The 14,649-nt window shown below is 43.1% G+C and carries 14 protein-coding genes; 10 read left to right on the top strand and 4 right to left on the bottom strand.

Annotated elements, in window-relative coordinates:
* The first annotated feature begins 37 nt into the window (after nucleotides 1-37).
* From FN961_RS13610 to FN961_RS13575, 8 genes are all read left to right on the top strand, one after another.
* A complete protein-coding gene (locus FN961_RS13610; protein WP_144040725.1) occupies nucleotides 38-205 on the top strand; it encodes a DUF2986 domain-containing protein in 168 nt (55 codons plus the stop codon).
* Between the two features lie 323 nt (nucleotides 206-528).
* Nucleotides 529-1,752, top strand: a complete 1,224-nt coding sequence (gene gltS / locus FN961_RS13605; RefSeq protein WP_144040724.1) for a sodium/glutamate symporter — start codon at nucleotides 529-531, stop codon at nucleotides 1,750-1,752.
* A 333-nt stretch (nucleotides 1,753-2,085) separates the two neighbouring features.
* Nucleotides 2,086-3,309, top strand: a complete 1,224-nt coding sequence (gene gltS / locus FN961_RS13600) for a sodium/glutamate symporter (RefSeq protein ID WP_144040723.1) — start codon at nucleotides 2,086-2,088, stop codon at nucleotides 3,307-3,309.
* Between the two features lie 137 nt (nucleotides 3,310-3,446).
* Entirely contained in the window at nucleotides 3,447-3,731 is a 285-nt protein-coding gene (locus FN961_RS13595; RefSeq protein WP_144040722.1) for a BufA1 family periplasmic bufferin-type metallophore, read from the top strand.
* Nucleotides 3,731-4,615, top strand: a complete 885-nt coding sequence (locus FN961_RS13590; RefSeq protein ID WP_144040721.1) for an MbnB/TglH/ChrH family RiPP precursor modification enzyme — start codon at nucleotides 3,731-3,733, stop codon at nucleotides 4,613-4,615. The genes FN961_RS13595 and FN961_RS13590 overlap by 1 nt, the downstream gene beginning before the upstream one ends.
* The gene (locus FN961_RS13585) at nucleotides 4,606-5,376 is read left to right on the top strand and encodes an HvfC/BufC N-terminal domain-containing protein (RefSeq protein ID WP_144040720.1); all 771 of its coding nucleotides are present in this window, start codon (nucleotides 4,606-4,608) and stop codon (nucleotides 5,374-5,376) included. The genes FN961_RS13590 and FN961_RS13585 overlap by 10 nt, the downstream gene beginning before the upstream one ends.
* Complete coding sequence (locus FN961_RS13580) at nucleotides 5,370-5,855, top strand: RNA polymerase sigma factor (protein ID WP_185972791.1); 486 nt, start codon at nucleotides 5,370-5,372, stop codon at nucleotides 5,853-5,855. The genes FN961_RS13585 and FN961_RS13580 overlap by 7 nt, the downstream gene beginning before the upstream one ends.
* On the top strand, nucleotides 5,852-6,508 hold the full coding sequence (locus FN961_RS13575) for a DUF3379 domain-containing protein (protein WP_144040719.1): 657 nt from the start codon (nucleotides 5,852-5,854) through the stop codon (nucleotides 6,506-6,508). Before FN961_RS13580 ends, FN961_RS13575 begins: the two co-directional genes overlap by 4 nt.
* Before the next feature lie 121 nt (nucleotides 6,509-6,629).
* Here the strand turns inward: FN961_RS13575 and FN961_RS13570 are convergent, their stop codons facing one another.
* The gene (locus FN961_RS13570; RefSeq protein ID WP_144040718.1) at nucleotides 6,630-7,172 is read right to left on the bottom strand and encodes a putative hemolysin; all 543 of its coding nucleotides are present in this window, start codon (nucleotides 7,170-7,172) and stop codon (nucleotides 6,630-6,632) included.
* A 387-nt stretch (nucleotides 7,173-7,559) separates the two neighbouring features.
* Here FN961_RS13570 and yecR point away from each other — a divergent pair, with 387 nt between their 5' ends.
* Complete coding sequence (gene yecR / locus FN961_RS13565) at nucleotides 7,560-7,865, top strand: YecR family lipoprotein (RefSeq protein WP_144040717.1); 306 nt, start codon at nucleotides 7,560-7,562, stop codon at nucleotides 7,863-7,865.
* 65 nt (nucleotides 7,866-7,930) lie between these two features.
* Here the strand turns inward: yecR and moeB are convergent, their stop codons facing one another.
* Nucleotides 7,931-8,704 carry a molybdopterin-synthase adenylyltransferase MoeB gene (moeB, locus tag FN961_RS13560; RefSeq protein WP_144040716.1) on the bottom strand — a complete coding sequence of 258 codons (774 nt, stop codon included), beginning with the start codon at nucleotides 8,702-8,704 and terminating at the stop codon, nucleotides 7,931-7,933.
* A 21-nt stretch (nucleotides 8,705-8,725) separates the two neighbouring features.
* Complete coding sequence (gene moeA / locus FN961_RS13555) at nucleotides 8,726-9,970, bottom strand: molybdopterin molybdotransferase MoeA (RefSeq protein WP_144040715.1); 1,245 nt, start codon at nucleotides 9,968-9,970, stop codon at nucleotides 8,726-8,728.
* A gap of 360 nt (nucleotides 9,971-10,330) precedes the next feature.
* Between moeA and ftnA the strand changes: the two genes are divergently transcribed.
* Nucleotides 10,331-10,852: a non-heme ferritin gene (gene ftnA / locus FN961_RS13550; RefSeq protein ID WP_144040714.1), complete on the top strand. Its 522-nt coding sequence runs from the start codon at nucleotides 10,331-10,333 to the stop codon at nucleotides 10,850-10,852.
* 63 nt (nucleotides 10,853-10,915) lie between these two features.
* Here the strand turns inward: ftnA and FN961_RS13545 are convergent, their stop codons facing one another.
* Complete coding sequence (locus FN961_RS13545; RefSeq protein ID WP_144040713.1) at nucleotides 10,916-14,143, bottom strand: EAL domain-containing protein; 3,228 nt, start codon at nucleotides 14,141-14,143, stop codon at nucleotides 10,916-10,918.
* Between the last annotated feature and the right edge of the window lie 506 nt (nucleotides 14,144-14,649).

Here is a 14,649-nt window from a genome sequence, read left to right as displayed (position 1 = left end):
ATGGATTGAGTAAATATCAAAATAGAGTGGGTTAGAGATGAACAGAAAGAAGAAAATCAACGAAACATTGAAAGGCAAGGCTAAAAAAGCTAACGCTAAACTTCATTCGAGTAACAAACCTAAATATATCTCTAAAGCTGAACGTGCTCTTATCATGGAGGCCGATAACAACATGGCCCCAATTTCAGATATGAGCCTGAGCTAACCCCTCCTCGCATCAATACATCCAATGACGATAATAGCGGTAAGATACCTGTCTTAAACCTTTATGGGGTTAGACATCTTACTTAAGTTGTATGATTTTAATCTATTAAGCAGTGAGCAGTATTTACTGCTTGAGCATTATCGTAAACACGAGTAGTTATTGCACTTTGTGCGGCTGTCTCATCTCATGTACTGAGCAGGATTTCTGTTGGACGCTCGGTACCACCGAATGGAGAGCGGAGTTTTAGTGTCTATTTATCGGGTGATTTTTTGATTCGATAGTGATGGTGACGTTAAAACTGCGGTTCTGCAAATAGGAGTTTCATGAATACAGTTTATTCAATTGGCGAACTTGAGTCATTTTTAGTGGCTATTTTAGTGCTGTTTATCGGGCACTCAATCAATCGTCATGTCGCTTTTTTCAGAAAGTATAATATTCCTGAGCCTATCGTTGGCGGCCTTATCGTCGCGGCGGTTATTACCATTCTACACTTCAATAATGTCACTCTTGATTTTACTCTGTCGATGCAGAAAACATTAATGTTGATGTTTTTCAGTACGGTAGGTTTAGCTGCAAACTATAAGTTGTTGCTTAAAGGGGGCTCGAAAGTCTTTTTGTTCCTCGGGATCGCCTCGCTGTTTATTCTGATCCAGAACGCGGTGGGTGTCAGCATGGCGACTGCGCTTGGTTTAGAGCCTTTAATGGGCTTGATAGCTGGTTCAATTACTCTTTCTGGCGGTCATGGAACCGGTGTCGCTTGGGCACATACTTTCCAGGAAGATTACGGTATTAACACCTTAGAATTTGCGATGGCAGCGGCCACATTTGGTTTAGTCATGGGAGGGATCATTGGTGGCCCAGTCGCTCAGAGACTGATCAATAAGAATAACTTGGTTTCTTCATACGGTGTGGGCGGTAATCACCATAAAGATCACCCTGATCTTGTGACTTACGATCAACTTGAAGAAGACAGAGTCACAGCTAAAAGCATTCTAGAGGTGATGTTCATTCTGCTTCTGTGTGTCTCAGGTGCCAAGTGGGTAGCGGCGCTTATCGCGACTCTGGATGTTAGTTGGTTGAAAATGCCTGAGTTTGTATATGCGCTATTTATTGGTGTGGTGATCACCAATATTACTGAGCTTTCCCATGGCTATAAGATTAAAAGTGAGAGTGTAGATGTATTAGGTACCGTCTCTTTATCTTTGTTTTTAGCCATGGCTTTGATGAATCTCAAGTTGTGGGAGATATTTGACCTTGCTCTGCCTCTACTGGCTATTTTGTTGGTTCAAACCATTACCCTTGCGCTGTTTGCTTATTTCATCACCTTTAGGTTGATGGGCAGTAACTATGATGCGGCGGTTATCGCTGGTGGTCATTGTGGCTTCGGTATGGGAGCTACACCCACTGCCGTGATGAATATGGGGGCACTGGTCTCGAGAACTGGACCTTCACCTCAAGCTTTTATGGTAGTGCCGATCGTTGGCGCCTTCTTTATTGATATTGTTAACGCCATAATTCTTCAAGGTTATTTGAGCTTTATTGGTTAAATCTGTCTTCATTTCGTTGTTAAATTAAACCAGTTACGTTGCGTAGCTGGTTTTTTTTATCTTTTATATCAACAAATTATTCGATTCAATATATGTCGACCTTATGGATATGTGATCTTGATCTTGTTTGTTGAACCTTATTATTTTTTATCCATTTAGAATCATCGGAAAATTGAACTCTTGTGGCAGAATCTAGGGCTGTCTCGATATTCATCATTAGCTCATTAACGTTGAGCTGTTTTATGATCGTCTGAAAGGCAGAGTTTTAGTATCGGTGATCGGTTCTATAAAAAATTGATACTAGTGAACAGCGGGTCTTTAAATAGAGGTTTTATGAGCACAGTTTATTCAATAGGCGAGCTTGAGTCATTTTTGGTGGCTATTTTAGTGCTGTTTATCGGGCACACCATTAATCGTCATGTCTCGCTATTCAAAAAATATAATATTCCAGAGCCCATTGTCGGTGGTCTTATCGTTGCAGCAGTCATCACAATACTGCATTTTAATCAGATATCTCTTAAGTTCTCCCTTTCAATGCAAGATACCTTAATGCTGATGTTTTTCAGTACAGTGGGTCTTGCCGCTAGTTATAAGTTACTGCTCAAAGGCGGGTCTAAGGTATTCCTATTTCTAGGAGTCACCTCAGTGTTTATTTTGGTTCAAAATGCGGTTGGCGTGAGTATGGCAACCGCATTAGGTTTAGAGCCTTTCATGGGATTGATAGCGGGTTCTATCACCCTTTCTGGTGGCCACGGAACGGGTGCTGCGTGGGCGCAAACCTTCCTGGAAGACTACGGTGTCAATACGCTTGAGTTTGCAATGGCTGCCGCGACATTTGGTCTGGTGATGGGCGGCATCATTGGTGGTCCAGTCGCCCAGAGACTGATCAATAAAAACAACCTGGTTTCTTCATATGGTATCGGTGGTAACCACCATATAGATCACCCTGATTTGGTGACTTATGATCAGTTAGAGGAAGACAGAGTCACGGCTAAGAGTATTCTTGAAGTCCTGTTTATCCTGCTGCTATGTGTCGCAGGTGCTAAGTGGATTGCTGCTCTAGTGGCTTATTCAGAGATTAGTTGGCTAAGAATGCCTGAGTTCGTTTATGCTCTTTTCCTTGGTGTAGTGATCTCCAATATTACTGAGCTGTCCCATGGCTATAAAATTAAGAGTGAAAGTGTTGATGTATTAGGTACGGTTTCTTTGTCACTCTTTCTTGCTATGGCTTTGATGAACTTAAAGCTGTGGGAGATATTTGATCTTGCCTTACCTCTACTTGCCATTTTATTGGTGCAAACCTTGGTATTAGCCCTATTCGCTTATTTTGTTACCTTTAGGATGATGGGCAGTAACTATGACGCCGCAGTGATGGCGGGTGGCCATTGTGGTTTTGGTTTAGGTGCAACGCCAACGGCAGTAATGAACATGGGGGCGCTGGTCGCTAAAACTGGACCTTCTCCGCAAGCTTTCATGGTTGTGCCTATCGTGGGGGCTTTCTTTATCGATATCGTTAACGCGATTATCTTGAAAGGCTATTTGAGCGTTATTGGTTAGTCTGCCGACCTAATTTAAAAAACCAGCTGCATTTTACAGCTGGTTTTTTTTCGTCTTTTTTTCAATCAATGCAATCAAACGTCTGCGCCATTCGTTATAGGGGTGAACACTTCACTTTCTATAAAGGATAAAACGAAATGAAATCATCGAATAAAGCATTAGGTTTAACTGTTGCGGGAATTTTGGCTGCGGGTTTATCTGTGGGAGCAAATGCGGTGCCTGCACAGCCTACTCAGTGGGAAAAATGTGCCGGAATTGCCAAGGCTGGTGCAAATGACTGTGGTGCATTAGATGCTAGCCATGGGTGCGCAGGTCAAGCTAAGGAAAATAACTCACCTAATGAGTGGGTGTATGTGCCAGCGGGTACCTGCGACAAGATCACTGGTGGAAAAGTCAAAGCTGTTAAACCGGCGAAGTCTTAATGTCTGGTGGGAGTTTAGCGGGAGCAGGCATTGGTCTGCGGCTCCCTCATGTGCAGCAAATTTTAGCTGCGGGTGAGACGGATATTCCCTGGTTCGAAGTTTTAGTGGATAACTGGTTGATCGAGGGAGGGTTAAATAAGAAGATGCTGCTTGCGATGAGTGAGCGATATCCCTTAGTGCTCCACAGTGTAGGGCTCTCATTAGGCGGCCAACCCTTATTGGATTTCGATTACCTTCAACAAATTAAAATATTGAAACAGGAGACCGGAGCCCTCTGGTATTCAGAGCACGCTAGCTTTTCGGGGAATGCTCAGTTAACCGTACCAGATCTGCTGCCTTTACCTTATACAGAAGAAGCGGTGAGTCATCTGAGTCAGCGCATCATTCAAGTTCAGGACTTTATGGGGGAAAGAATTCTGCTGGAAAACGTGTCTACCTATCTAAGTTGCCAATTTAATGAAATGACCGAGGGGGAATTTATCGCTGCTGTTGCTAAAGAAGCTGACTGCTACCTCTTGCTCGATATTAATAATGCCTATGTGACGGCTAAGAACCTTGATCAGAGTATGCAGGCGTTTATGGATGTTATCCCCGTTGAGCGGGTTAAGCAGATACACCTAGCGGGCTTTCATGATAAAGGGGACTTTTTACTCGATGCCCATAACCATCCTGTCGATGAAAAAGTGTGGCAGGCTTTTGAGTGTTTTGTGGCCCAAAATGGCCCCATTCCTAGCATGATTGAATGGGATAACAATTTGCCTCCTCTGGAGCGTTTACTTCAAGAGAGAGCGATTGCCGCTGAGATTTTATTATCAACCCAAGGGACTGTCTCTACTTCCTCTCTTGCACGAGAACACCATTTCAAAGGGGCACCATGCGCTTAGCTGAATGGCAAGATGCTTTTGTTAACGCCCTTAGCGAGAATGGTTCTGAGGAGTCATTGCTTTCGCTGGTGAATACCAGGGAGGCGAGTCGTTTATCTGTCTACCGCAATAACAGTAAGCAAGCGTTAACCGCTGCCATGAGAACGACCTTTTCGATGTGTAACAACATTTTAGGTGAGCGCTGTTTTGAGCAGTTAGCTTTGAATTATCAACAATGCTATCCCTTAACCTTGAGTGATTTGAACCAATATGGTGAGTCATTTCCTCATTTGTTGGTCGAGACTATCGGAACCCATTCAGAGTTTGAGGGATTGGAATACCTTGCCGATCTGGCACAGCTTGAGTGGCGACTCCAAAGAAGTTATTACGCTGAGGATGCACAGGTTTGTGCTCCTTTTTCACTGCTTGAGTTGCTCACTGAAGAGCAGCAAGCTGAAGTCGTGATGCTATTGCGCCCCGATATCAACGTGCTTAGCTCCAGATATCCTCTTTATGAATTATGGGTAAAACATCAAGATGATAGTGAGGTTGTGGATATCTGTGAGCCCGCAGAAACCTATCACTTTTGCATCTACCGAGACCCATTTAAGCCTAAGGTTCAACGTATCACTTCGGCCTTGTACCAGATTTTGAGTGATATAAGCTTATCCAAAACCTTAGCTCAGATAAGTGAGTCGAGCGCTGACATGACGTCACTTAACTGGGCGATTAGCCAAGGGTGGGTGTGCGGTTTTCATTGTGAAGGTGCCGAGATATGTTGAGCCGTGAGCAGTTACAGGGGTTGTTTCGTTATTGCTACTGTCTTACTACTGATCGCAGGAATGCCGAAGATCTGTTGCAAACGTCACTGGAGAAATGGCTTCGTCTTGATAAAACCGCTGATCACTCTCATGCCTATATCCGCAAAATTATCCGTAATCAGTTTGTTGATGATTGCCGCCGACATCAGATCCTTGCCTTTGATTCCATCGATGAGGGATCGCCTATTTTGCTAGATGACATCTGTATCGAGGAGCTTGAAATACAGCATAATTTGATTGAGCATGTGTTTGGCTTACTCAATACTGCCGAACGTGAAGTACTCTACTTATGGGCAGTTTATGGGTATACAGCATCGGAGATATCGGTGGATCTGATGCAACCTAGAGGAACCATTCTGTCACGATTACACCGTATTAAGCAGAAGGTTGCCAATGCCTCTGACAACAAGAAAGAGCAGGGTTCTGAGGTTAGTTTATGAATAGAAAACATGAGTCAAACCAAAGCTCTTTTAAGCGCTTGGCTAAACGCTTTATTGAACAACAAACACTGGATAGTGAACAGCTAGATAGATTTGAACATCTGCTCGGTGGCTTTGCTGAGCACGTTGAGCCGGAGCGACACGAGCCAGACTCAAAGCTGCTTCCACAGCAACCCAGAAGAGTCGGAGGATTAATGGCGATGGCTGCCAGTGTGGTGATCTTGTTTATCGTGAGCTTAAATTTTTATCTGCAGCAGCCAACCAAGATTGATTTGATTGCCAATGAAGTTGCAATGAATCATATAAAAATGAAGCCGTTAGAGCTTAAAGCAGAGACTCTATCGCCTTTAAAGGATTACTTTACTCAACTGGATTTCTCCATCGTCGACTCAACATTGTTTACTCAGCAGAATAACAAGATGCTGGGAGGGCGGTACTGTTCGATTCAGGGAGTCACGGCAGCGCAGATCCGTTTTCTAACTGCTGAAGGGAAGAAGGTAACTCTATATGAAGTTGGCTATGATCCTAAAATATATGGTGAACTGCCGATGTTATCTCAAGGCCAACAGCCCCTATTTATTGAAGTTAAGGGGATCAGTGTGAAGATATGGGTGGAAAAGGGGTTATTGATGGCTGAAGCCAGAGACAGCTGAAAGAATCAAAATCAGCCATTCCTTTAGCTGATTATCTTATCAATCAGGGAAGCCTAGCCGTAGGCGTAACGCTCCCCAATTTGGTGACTGAAGACATGGAATCGACAGTAGATAGACTCTACTAATGATCGCGTCTTAGCAGTTCCCATTGATCAAGAGCCTCACCACTTGGCAAGGTACAAACGCCGGTGTCGAGTGTTAGCTTACCCTGCAGAGACTCACAATATTTAGCAGCTGGACTGGCCATGCCGATAGCCGTTGTCGCCTTGTTATTATCACGTTTGAATAGCTCCCATTGATCAAGCGCTTCACCACTAGGCAAGGTACAAACGCCAGTGTCCAATGCGAGTTTTCCTTGCAGAGATACACAATATTTAGCGGCTGGGTTGGCCATGCCGATTGCTGGCTTAGTCTGCTTATGATCACGTCTGAATAGTGCCCATTGATCTAGTGCTTCACCACTTGGAAGAGTACAGACGCCAGTGTCTAGAGCCAGCTTCCCTTGTAGTGATTTACAGTAATTTGTGGCTTGATTATCCATATCGACAGCTTCGGTCATGGCTTGCTTATCCGCGTTAGAGGATGCCGTTTGCTCGCTTGGGTTACACCCGGTGAGTGCGAATGTCGCTGTGAAAATGAGTGATAGAAAGGTAATTTTAATCATATCCGTCGATTCTCCAAAAAAGAGTAGAGTTATTAACTAGGTGGAATAAATATCACTTGGTACAAGACAGTGAACAGGTCTTTATACTGGTTGTATAATAACGCCTTAAACAGCAAAAAGGGTTTTTTATCTGGTTGATAACTTTCTCTGATACTGATTAAGGATCACGTTTTGGAGTTAACGTTTCTTTGGGATGAGTTTTCTTGAGTAAAAATAACATTTTATCAACGAGTGTGATGGCTTGTCGGTACGTGATGTAAACCTACTTGTTACATCTGTGAGGGGATTTGTATTTTTTGCTGCTTTTTTGAGAAGGGTCGTTGTTTACATCACATCTTTCTTTAGTATGCCCTAATCGTTATTTATGAAGATAAATTGGCATTGGATATGAAAAAAAGAACAAAACTACTATTTGCTACCTGCGTTATGTTGGTCGTTTCAGGTTGCGCTACACGAAGTGATTGGGAGGCCGTCAGTGGCTCTAAGAGTGACGGTGTTGTGACTCTACGCTATGAGTTAGTCGCTTCAAAGGCTTATTTACCCGACGAACCTGAGGCAATAGCATTGGCTAAGCAAAGGTGTGGATACTGGGGGTTTTCAAGTGCTAAAGCGTTTGATACTGAAACTCAACACTGTAGTGATGAGGAGTGTCGTACGTATATCATCACTAAAGATTATCAGTGTATTAATTAACCCCACTTGGTCAGTCATATTCGCCTGTATGACTGACCTTGACTCGATCTAGGGTGATTGTTAGCTTAACATGAGCTACACACTTCACAGTTAGCTTGTTGACTGAGTTTCATCTCACGAAACTCCATGGTCATCGCATCGATCATCAATATTCTCCCTATGAGTGGCTTACCCATATGACTGATCACTTTTATCGCTTCGACCGCTTGTAAGCAACCAATCATACCAACCACAGGGGCGAGAATACCTGATTCAACACAGGTGAGGTGTTGCTCGCCAAACAGTTTGCTGAAGCAGTGATAACAAGGGGTCTCACCTTGATAGTCAAACACTGTAACAGTACCTTCCATGCGGATAGCGGCAGCAGAAACCAGTGGCACCTTGTGGGTGAAGCAGCTTTTATTCAGTTGTTCACGCACGGCGACATTGTCTGTGCAATCCATCACTAGAGTGTGGCTTGCGATTAAGTTATCGAACTCATGATCGTCAAGCACACCATTGATGGTGTCTATCTGAAGGTGCGGATTAAGCTCGCTTAAGGTTTCCTTGGCTGATTCAACCTTAGGCTGTCCGATGTTCTTATCTTGATGTAATACCTGACGCTGTAGGTTTGATAATTCAACGGTATCGAAGTCGACCAAGGTCATCATGCCGACGCCAGCAACCGCCATATATTGGGTTGCTGCGCATCCGAGGCCGCCAGCACCGATAACGAGTACCTTGGCGAGTTTTAATTTCTCTTGCCCCTCAAAATCCATGGCTTTAATGGAGATGTGGCGGCTGTATCTGAGAATTTCGCTGTCGGATAAAATCTCATCGTTATCTGTGGTCGAGCTCATGTCTGTTTCCTGAGGCATAGATTAGCAAAGTACGGTGTTAAAGGGCTCAACGGTGACTAAGCTGCCGTCAGGTGTGTTGCCTTGCTCTTGGGCTAAGATAACAAAACAGTTAGCTAGGCTCATGGAAGTCAACATACCTGAACCTTGCCCACCCGTCATGGTGACTTCAGCTTCGCCTTGGGCGTTATAGCTTAAGATCCCTCTTTGATATTCAACACGTCCGGGGAATTTACGCAGATCGCCTTTGAGTTTCGCTTTAAGGGTTAATGGCTTAGTTTGTGGTAAACCCTGCATCTTTTGCAGCAGTGGCCACACTAGTTTGTAGAAGGTTACCATCGATGACACCGGGTTGCCGGGAAGGCCGCAGAAAACGGCTTTTCCTAAATGACCGAATGCGAATGGTTTACCCGGCTTGATGGCCAACTTCCAGAAAGTGATCTCACCTTCTTCGTCTAAAATCTGTTTGGTATAATCGGCATCGCCCACCGATACGCCACCTGAGGTCAGTACCATGTCGGCACAGGATGCAGCATTACGGAAAGCCTGACGGATTGCTTCTGGATCATCCTCAATCACACCGAGATCGATCCATTCGATATTCGCTCGGCTCAGTAAACCTTGAATCGTATAGCGGTTAGAATCATATATCTGACCCGGCGCAAGCTCACTGCCGACTGGACGTAGTTCATCACCGGTTGAAAAGAAGGCTACTTTAACCTGACGAGTCACGCGAAGCTGGCTGATACCGATAGTGGCTAACACGCCCATCTCAGCTGCACCAATTTGAGTGCCGCAAAGCAGGACTTTTCCACCGACCTTAACTTCTTCGCCTTGATAACGCAGGTTAGCGCCTTTTTCTTTAGGTGCTTCAATGTAAATCTTGCTCTCTTTAGCTTGGACTTTTTCCTGCATCTGCACAGTGTCATAGCCATTAGGAACTGGCGCACCTGTCATGATTCGAATGCAGGTATTTGTTTTTGGCTCTCCCTCGAAAGGGTGTCCAGCAAAAGATTGGCCGATGAGAGTCAGGCTCTCATTATTGGCGAGATCTTCGAATCGAAAAGCATAGCCATCCATCGCCGAGTTATTGAAAGGCGGGAGATCGATGCTTGATGCTAAGTCTTCTGCTAGAACACGGCCTAGTGAATGGGAAAGTTGCACGACTTCGGAGTCATCCAGTGATGTGACTTGATCGAGAAGTCGTGTTATCGCCTCATCTGGGTGCATAAGACTAGGTTGAGAGCAGGGGTCGGCTTTAGCTGGCATCTGGCTTCCTTTAAAAATGGAGTCTAATTTGGTTAAGAAATTCAAGCGTGGGCTTCATTATGCCATGCCTAATGGAGAAGACTATGATCTTAACTGCAGTTTTGATTTTAACGGTCATCTTTGTCCCGTATGCAAAGAATAAGTAGAATTTATGCAAACGGATTATTTGTTTTTTAACGTTTAATGAGAATTATTTGTATTTGTAAAACAGTGGCTTAAGTAAATTGCATTGATTTTTGTGTCTATCTTCATAACAATGTACCACTGATGAATTTGTTGGCCTTAAAATCACGGATTAAGTGAATTTGACCGGTCAGTTGCAGGTTCTAATCGTTTAAATATATGTAGATAGGATGGACCATGCTTGCACAAACTATGATTGATCAATTGAACGCTCAGATTAATGTTGAGTTTTTCTCTTCAAATCTTTACCTGCAGATGAGTGCATGGTGTGACGACAAAGGCTTTGAAGGTGCTGCTCAGTTTATGCGTGTTCACGCAGATGAAGAGATGCAGCATATGCATCGCTTATTTACCTATGTCAGCGAAACTGGCGGAATGCCACTGTTAGGGACGATTCAAGCGCCGCAAGCTGAGTTTGCATCTTTACTCGCATTGTTCGAATACACCTATGAACATGAGCAGATGATCACAAGTAAGATCAATGCATTAGCCCATGCAGCATTTACGAACCAAGATTATTCCACGTTTAACTTCCTACAATGGTACGTTTCAGAGCAGCACGAAGAGGAGAAATTATTCAAATCTGTAGTGGATAAGATTCGTTTGGTTGGTGAAGATGGTAAGGCGTTATTCTTTGTCGATAAAGACCTAGCACAGATGGCTATCAAAGAGTCTGCAAGTGTGATGACAAGCGAATAATCCGTATCACTAACATTGGCTAGCTAAGAAGCAATGTATCGCTTCTTAGCTAGTTATTACTGTTTAGGTATTCGGAATTTCTGCCAGATTGTCATGGTGCAGAAATTGAGGGAAATAGCTTTTTTCAAGTAGAGCCGTCAATTCCTGATTCGGTAATGGGTGAGATATCAAATAACCTTGGCCGAAATCGCAGCCTAAACTTTTCAAAAACTGTAACTGCTCCTCGGTTTCGATCCCTTCAGCGACTAGCTTTAACTCTAAACTCTTGCCCATCATGACAATGGCTTTAATCAGATTGGCGTCGGATTGGCAGTCCAACATATTATCGACAAAGCTCTTATCTATCTTGATCACCGAGATAGGGAAACGTTTGAGATAACTCAGTGAAGAGTACCCAGTACCAAAGTCATCGATGTAGATATCCATGCCTAAGTCACGGATAGCTTTTAATGCGTGCAGACACTGCTCAGTGTCGTCCATTAGCATAGATTCAGTGATCTCTATGTGCAGATGCTTTGGCTTTATATCATATTTTTTCAATAGCTTATCAATAACCAAATCAAAGTCTGTTTGATTGTTATTGATAAGCTGTCGACCAGAGACATTGACTGCCATATTGATCATATATCCCATGCTATGCCACACATGAAGATCGATTAACGCTTGCTCAATGACCCATTCACCAATAGGTTCTATCAGGCCTGTTTCCTCGGCCATCGGGATAAACTGTTCTGGTGATATCAGTCCAAATTTAGGGTCTCGCCAACGTATTAATGCTTCGACACCGATAATGCTACGATCACTCAGATTAACTAAAGGTTGATAACAGAGAAAGAACTCACCTTGAAGCACTGCACGTCTGAGGCGTTGTTCTAGTTGGATATGTTCAAGTATACTGACGTTCATCTCTGGTGAGAAGTAACGGTAACTACTGCGACCATCTCGCTTGGCTTTATACATTGCAGTTTCGGCATAGCGTGTTAATTGTTCAGGCTCATCACCATTTTTCGGGTAGAGGCTGATGCCAATACTGGCGGAGATCATTAGCTCGTGATGGCCAAGTTCAAAGGGAGCTGAGATATGCTTGAGTATGGAATTGGTTAAGGTGTTTATCTGATCTAATGTCTCAACCTTAGTTTTAATAATGGCAAATTCATCTCCACTAAAACGGGCAATAAAGTCATGTTTCTCCAGTAAGCGCTCAAGTCTGGTTGCGACTTGATGAAGCAACTCATTACCGAGAGTATGACCGTAGATATCATTAATATATTTAAAGCGGTCGAGATCAATAAACAGGATCGCGAGTTGCGATGACCTTTGCTTTGTAAGTAGGAGTTCCTGCTGTAATCGAGCCGAGTAAAGGTGATGGTTAGGTAAGTTCGTTAGCGCATCATAGTTGGTCTTATACCAGATATCTTGCTCATATTTCTTATGATTACTGATGTCGAGAAACAGGCCAATATGTTGGGTGATATTGCCAGTATCGTTTCGCACCACTGTGATGGCGAGGTACTCAGGATACACTTGCCCATTCTTACGCTTATTCCAGATCTCACCTTCCCATTTATCCGTTGTATTCAGGGATGACCACATGGCTTGGTAGTGGTCATTGGAGTGCATGTCAGACTTCAGTATCGATGGATCTTTACCTTTGACCTCGTCTAAGCTGTAACCTGTGATTTTAGTAAATGAAGGGTTGATCAATTCGATGAGGTTATTGTGATCGGTAATGACAATGCCTTCGGCTGAATACTCAAATACTGCAGCAGCTAAATTAAGCTGGCTGTTGGCTTTAACTCGCTCTTTTAACATTTGATTGAGTGCTTGGGACATCTGGGCTATCTCGTCATCTCCCTCTACAGTCACCGTTAAATCAAGGTGTGGGTCTTGAGTCATTCTCTGCATATCTCTGGCAATAGCTGAGACGCTTCCAACCAGGTTTCTGACCATAGCTCTGCCTAGGAGAAACATTAGTAATACATTGATTATTGAGGATATTACTCCTATAGCTAAATAAGTTAGAGCTCTATTTTTTTGCAGTTCGCCTAACTGGGCAATATCAGAAGAAATGTCAGTGCTGATTTGATGAAGTTTTTCGATTCGTTGACTCGCCGTGTTCCACCACTCTTCGCTGCTTACGATGGGGGATTGGTGTTGCAGTTGAGCGAGTGACTCGAGCATCGGCGTATCATCGATGCGGACTTGAGCATCTTGGGCTTGGATTTGGATCGCGACTCCCTGATGTTTGAGCTGGGTAAGTCGAGTTAGCTTTTCACGGTATTGGTTAAGGGTATAGGATATTTGATCAATGGCTGACAGCTGCTCAGCGGTAAGCGTATGTTGCCTTAACCGTAATAGCTTAGTCTCAGCCTGCTGAATACTATTATTAAAGAGCTCAACATACTCAGGTTCTCCTCTTAGAAGGTAATTTTTAAAGTGATGAATCACGCCTCCATAGCCCAATAAAGAAGTTAGCTCTTTTGTCTGTCTGATAAGCTCTATTTGAGATTTTATCTGCTCCCGCATCGACAAGTATTCTAGGTTAGTGCTGCTGGACAATAATTCTTTTACATACAGCTTATAAGCCACTTCCGTGGTTGATAGGGTCTGATTTATCGCAAGTTCCAAATCATCTTCTGCTGCATTCATAGTGATAAAGGCATCGGTTGTGATTACTTTTGCTGAAAGTAAGCTATTGACCAGGCCTCTTTCTTGTCCCGCTAACTCTTGTATATGCAATAAGTGGATAAGGGTGTGATAAGAACTGGCTTGAGAGCCATCTTGGATCTGTATCTGAAGCTGGGAAATGAGAATGAGAAGATGATTAATCAGTTCAGTAAAGAATTGGAAAGAATCTGTGCTGTAGGATTTGATGTCTTGACGAGCTAGTAACAGTTCTTGATTGATATGCCGAATACGGTCCATATTTTCAGTCAACAACAGTATCTGCTCTGTATTAGCATCAAACAGTTTTTCTAAGTTGATCTTGCTCTGGAGTTGCGTCAGTCGATTGTCTGTGTGCTGCTCTTGTTCGCTTAGCTGCTGGCGATACTGCTCGCCTTTACTACTGATAAAACCAGCGGTGAGTCCACGCTCTTTTTGTAGCTCATCGACCAGGTTTTCGATGTCTTGGGTGAATTCAATTATAAGCGTATTGTTTTGAGCGGCCTGATAGGTGTGCCATAGATCTATCATGATGATAGAACCAAGGAGAGTTAGTGACAGCATGGGAATAGCTGCAAATAAAATTAATTTATTTTTAAAACTCAATCGGTTTATCACTAGTGGCATTTAGCCTGCTCCATGTGTCATTTGCTGTAATAAAACGCTGCCAGCAAAAATCATCCCTTCTTTATTCCTATTAAAATGAGAGGAGTAAAGGTTTGAGAATTGTTTTAAAGATATTGTTTTATTTCATTTACCTGTAAGGCGATTGAAAATTTTTAGGGTTCGATAGATACCATAGCAAAATGCTTCTGTCATACATATTTTACCATAGTCTAATCTACATCACGGTTTGTCTAATATGGTCATATATCGGTAACGTGCTATTTAGACTGGTTTTAACTGTAATAAAATAGGTTTGTTGGAGTGATAGTTGAAAGGAGTGACTTAGATAAGCTAAACAAAACGCAGTATTACGAGTCTTATACCAATCAGTATAAGAAGTTGATCTACTCTGAGTCTGACGAATCCCCACAAAAAGAGATGAATAAATAATGAGATAGGTGAAATAGTGAGGAACATTCATGGCATTTGGTGATCAAATTTATCGCCAAACAAAAATTACCACGAGT

The sequence above is a fragment of the Shewanella hanedai genome (assembly GCF_007197645.1).
Lineage (GTDB): Bacteria > Pseudomonadota > Gammaproteobacteria > Enterobacterales > Shewanellaceae > Shewanella > Shewanella hanedai.
This window is presented reverse-complemented; position numbering and strand designations above follow the sequence as displayed.